General features: G+C 65.4%; 4 protein-coding genes, 1 pseudogene and 1 riboswitch. Of the genes and pseudogenes, 3 read left to right on the top strand and 2 right to left on the bottom strand.

What is annotated here, in order from left to right:
- Window positions 1–344: 344 nt before the first annotated feature.
- Together FHY19_RS16370 and fucP are read right to left on the bottom strand one after the other, a co-directional pair.
- Window positions 345–704 (bottom strand): L-fucose mutarotase, encoded by a 360-nt coding sequence (locus FHY19_RS16370; protein WP_259167250.1) that lies wholly within the window; start codon window positions 702–704, stop codon window positions 345–347.
- A 2-nt stretch (window positions 705–706) separates the two neighbouring features.
- Complete coding sequence (gene fucP, locus FHY19_RS16375) at window positions 707–2,008, bottom strand: L-fucose:H+ symporter permease (protein ID WP_259157856.1); 1,302 nt, start codon at window positions 2,006–2,008, stop codon at window positions 707–709.
- A gap of 179 nt (window positions 2,009–2,187) precedes the next feature.
- Between fucP and FHY19_RS16380 the strand changes: the two genes are divergently transcribed.
- The 3 genes and pseudogenes from FHY19_RS16380 (at window position 2,188) to FHY19_RS16390 (ending at window position 4,591) form a co-directional block, all read left to right on the top strand.
- Window positions 2,188–2,937 carry an IclR family transcriptional regulator gene (locus FHY19_RS16380; protein ID WP_259167252.1) on the top strand — a complete coding sequence of 250 codons (750 nt, stop codon included), beginning with the start codon at window positions 2,188–2,190 and terminating at the stop codon, window positions 2,935–2,937.
- 11 nt (window positions 2,938–2,948) lie between these two features.
- Window positions 2,949–3,671, top strand: a pseudogene (locus tag FHY19_RS16385) (S41 family peptidase); the annotation flags it as partial.
- 164 nt (window positions 3,672–3,835) lie between these two features.
- Window positions 3,836–3,963, top strand: a riboswitch (yybP-ykoY riboswitch).
- A 46-nt stretch (window positions 3,964–4,009) separates the two neighbouring features.
- A complete protein-coding gene (locus FHY19_RS16390; RefSeq protein ID WP_259167253.1) occupies window positions 4,010–4,591 on the top strand; it encodes a manganese efflux pump MntP family protein in 582 nt (193 codons plus the stop codon).
- The last annotated feature ends 99 nt before the right edge of the window (window positions 4,592–4,690 follow it).

Below are 4,690 nucleotides of genomic sequence, written 5' to 3' on the forward strand. Positions count from 1 at the left end.
TCCAGGTGAACGTTTCTGGGTCAGGTCTAGCCGGCAACGGCAAGGACTGAGCACTCAGCCTCTCATCCGCCATGCGGGCGCCTTCTCCCGCGCGTAGGAGAAGGGTGTGACTGGCATTGGCTCAGGTGGGTTATGCGCTTGCGCACCAGGTACCCACCGTCGGGCGTCTGCAGCGTGCTGCCGTTTGCCAGGCCGAAGATGCAGACCCAGACGCGCCCACCCGATATCGCCAGGCCGGCCGGACCGCAGCCCCGCCGAACGAATGCCCCCCTTCTCCCGGCCGAACGAATGCTCCCTTCTCCCGCAAGCGGGAGAAGGTGCCCGAAGGGCGGATGAGGGCACCGCTAGCGCTGCGCGTCGATCGCCGCACTCAACGCAAAGATCCGTCCGGCCTCGCGCCACTTCTCCCCAGCCGCGCTGCCCGGCAGCGGTTTCTGGAACCGCCACATCAAGTCTTCCCAGGCCTGGATCCGAGGATCGGCCGCATCGCGCGTGGCCTTGGCCGCCGGATCGTAGTCCTCGCCCACCTCCATCAGCATCACCAGCCGATCGCCGCTGCGAAAGATCTCCAGTTCCTGGATGCCGGCCTGCTGCAGCGAGGCCACCACTTCCGGCCAGACCTCGGTGGGTTGATGCCAGCGCTCGTACTCGGCGATCAACGTCGCATCGTCGTGCAGATCCAGTACATAGCAAAGACGCGGCATGCTCAGGCTCCGGCAAGTGCAGGCATGACGCGACGTGCGCGCAACGCGAACAGCAGGATGACCGCAAAGCACCCGCCCGGCACCACCATCGCCCAGTGGATGCCAGCCATGTCCGACACCGCGCCCATGACCGCGGTGAGCAGCGCACCGCCGATGATGGACATCACCAGCAGGGAGGAGCCCAGTTTGCGCGCATCGTCGTGCATGCCATCCAGGCCCAGCGCGAAGATGGTCGGGAACATCACCGACATGAACACACTGGCAGCCACCAGCGCATACAGCCCGGCCCAGCCCGGCAACGCGATGGCAACCGCGCACAGCACCAGGTTGATCGCGGCAAAACTCGCCAGCAGCTTGGCCGGCGCCAGATAGCGCAGCAACGCAGTGCCGATAAAGCGGCCAGCCATGAACAGCACCAGCGAAATGGTCAGATACGTGGCAGCGGTTTTTTCCGGCGTGCCCGGCACCGCGTCCTGCAGGTAGCGGATCAGATAACTCCAGATGCCGACCTGCGCGCCCACGTAGAAAAACTGCGCCACCACCGAAAACATGAAGCGCCGGTTGCGCAGCAGTTCGCCGAAGCGTGCGCGTTTGGGCGCCACGCCGCTGTCGCTCTCCGGCGCGCCGGTGGGAAAGCGCACCAGCGCGATCAGGATCGCCCACAGCACCACCACCGCGCCGATGATCAGATACGGCATCTGCACGGCGGAGGATTCGGCGGCAAAGAATGCCTCGCGCGCGGCCGGCGCCATCGCCGCCAGTTCGGCCGGCGTGTGCTCCACCCCGGAGAAGATGAAATGCTGGCCGACCAGCACGCCGGTGATCGAACCCAGGGGATTGAACGCCTGCGCAAGATTCAGCCGGCGCGCCGCGCCGTCGGCCGGGCCGAGTACCGTGACCAGTGGATTGGCGGTGGTTTCCAGAAACGCCAGGCCGCTGGCGATCACGAACAGGGCCAGCAGGAACAACCAGTACGTATGCACCTGCGCAGCCGGGTAGAACAGGAACGCCCCGCACGCATACAGCAGCAACCCAAGCACCACCGCGGCCTTGTAGCTGTAGCGGCGCATGAACATCGCCGCGGGCATCGCGAACACGAAATAGCCCATGTAGAAGGCGCTCTGCACCAGCCCGGCCTGCAGGTCGCTCAGCTCGAACGCCTTCTTGAACTGTTTGATCAGGATGTCGTTGAGGTTGTTGGCCATGCCCCACAAAAAGAACAGGCTCACGATCAACAACAGGGGAACCATGGCGGTACGCGCCAGGTTGCCGCGCGGCGACGCGGCAATGTCACTGTGATGCATGCGACCGATCCCCTCCCAAGGCTGTGGCGCTTGCGTTGCAATCCAGCGAGCGTACTGCGCGCGCCAACGCCATGCAAATATAAAATCTTTGTTTATATTTGCACGCGAGCACCCAACCTGACCCGTGCCGGCGATGCCTGTACCCTGGCGCGCCGCACCTTGCCTGGAACCGCAAACGGATGAGCCCCGAACCCGCCAAGTACCGCGCGCCGGCCCTGGACAAGGGGCTGGATATCCTCGAACTGCTCGCCCGCCAGGCGCAGCCGATGAGCATGGGCGCGATCTCGCAGGGCATCGGCCGCTCGCGCGGGGAGATCTTCCGCATGCTGCAGGTGCTGGAGGAGCGCGGCTATCTCACCCGCGACGGCGAAGGCGACTACGTGCTGACCAACCGGCTGTTCATGCTCGGCATGCAGCAACCGCCCGTGCAGAGCATCAGCGAGGCCGCGTTGCCGGTGATGCGGCGGCTGGCCGATGCGATCTATCAACCCTGCCACCTGGTGGCGCCGTCCGGCGACCAGATCGTGGTGATCGCGCAGATGGACGTGCCCAGCGACCTTGGCCTGGTGGTGCGCCCGGGGCATCGCCGCCCGCTGACCCATTCCAGTTCCGGGCTGGTGTTGTTCGCCTTCCAGCAGCCGGACGTGCAGGCGCGCTGGCTGGAGATGCTCGACGCCAGCGAGGTGCCGTTCGAGCGCGCGCAATTCCTGGCCGCCGCCGCGCAGGCGCGCACCGATGGCTACGCCATGCAACCCAGCGAAGCGGTGGTAGGCGTGGTCGATCTGACCGCGCCGATCCTGCAAGGCGGCAGCGCCGCCTACACGCTCACGGTCCCCTTCATCGAACGGCGCCCCGCACTGGTGAGCCCGCAAACGGCCTTGCAAGCACTGCGTGCGGCAACCGCCGAGATTTCCAGCGGGCTGCACTAGCAGCACGCAGCCCGGCGCTGCCGGCCGATACCGATGTGCTGCAACAGGCCTATGGCGCGCTGCATCCGGGCCTGTACCGCTAAGCGACCGAACAGCAGATCGCACAACGCTTCGCCGACCTGCGCGCCGAACTCGAACACGGCAGCAACGACGCCAAGCGCGTTGCACGGATGGAGGTGCTGGGGCTTGCGCGCATCGATGCCTTCGATGTGTATCTGCCGCTGCTGTTTCCGCAGATTTCCGCCAACCCGGTGCCGCAGGTGCGCACGCCCGGTACAACCGTGCAACGCGCGCTACGGGTAACGGCATCGACACGACACAGCGCAACGCGATGGCGCCCCAGCGTGTACGCGACAGCAGCACCGGCCTGGACGCTGGCGATGGACAGCGGCCGGGTGTTCGTATTGACCAGCGCCGATAACAGTTCGGCCACCTTCGAGTTTGCACGGCAACTGCAGCGCAACGGCCTGGCCACGCTGGTCGGCCAGCCCACCGGTGGCAACCTGCGCGGCATTAACGGCGGCGCGTTCTTCTTTTTGCACTTGCCCAACTCGCACATCGAGGTGGATCTGTAGCTGGTCGGGCAGGTTCCAACCAGCGCGCAACCCGATCGCGGCGTAGTGCCGGACGTGCCGGTACAGATCACCGTGCAGGATCTGCAGGACGGCCGGGATGTGGAACTGGAGACTGTTCGCGCCCTGCTGGGTCGCCAGCAGGTGCAGCCGACACGATGACAGCACAACCATCGAGCCGTGGGCTCACTCATGTTTTTGCCAACCGTCCTACTGCGGTTGCACCCCGCAAACTGCCGCTGCATAGCCACGGCTATAAAGATCAGACCGACCTTCGCGTGCGGGCAAAACGCCCGAAAGCGGGTTTTGCGTTGTTACACTGCGCGCCCCTTGGGGAGTAGCCTTCTTTCGTTCATCGAAAGCGCCTGCATCAACATACTCGGCCATTGCGCCGTGGTGCAGGCAACCAATCGTGGTTTGGCGAGACCAGCGGCATGCGCGTACGACGACGGTTGGCGCGGGCGCATGCCGTTGTGATCGTGCCCAACCCGAGAGTGTCGATGTCTCCTTTTTCCATTGTGTTGATCGGTTTTGCGATGTCTACCGATGCGTTTGCCGCAGCGATCGGCAAGGGCGCGGCGATGCGCAAACCGCAATGGCGCGATGCGCTGCGGGCCGGTCTGATCTTCGGCAGTATTGAGGCGATCACCCCGGTGATCGGCTGGCTGTTGGGGCGCGCCGCGTCCAGCCACCTGCGTGCGTTCGATCACTGGATTGCCTTCGTGCTGCTCGGCGGCCTGGGCCTGCACATGATTGTGGCCGGCCTGCGTGCAGATCCCGACGATGACGATGCGTCGGCCGATGCTCCGAAGAAAAACGGCCTGCTGGCCCTGGCCGCCACCGGCTTTGCCACCAGCATCGATGCGATGGCGGTGGGCGTGAGCCTGGCGTTTCTGGATGTGCACATCGGCGTGGTGGCCGTGGTGGTCGGCCTGTGCACCTTCAGCATGGTCACCGCCGGCATCATGCTGGGCCGCGTGCTCGGCAACCTGATCGGCAAACGCGCCGAGATTCTCGGCGGCGTGATCCTGGTGATCGTTGGCAGCGTCATTCTCTACGAACACTTGAGCGGCGCTGCGTAAGCAGCCATGCATCGTAGGAGCGGGGGGGGGGGGGGGGGGGGGGGGGGTTTCATTAAGGAAGCGGAGCCCCCCCACCCCCCCCCCAACCACCGGGTGTGT

The sequence above is a fragment of the Xanthomonas sp. 4461 genome, from assembly GCF_024806475.1.
Lineage (GTDB): Bacteria > Pseudomonadota > Gammaproteobacteria > Xanthomonadales > Xanthomonadaceae > Xanthomonas > Xanthomonas arboricola_F.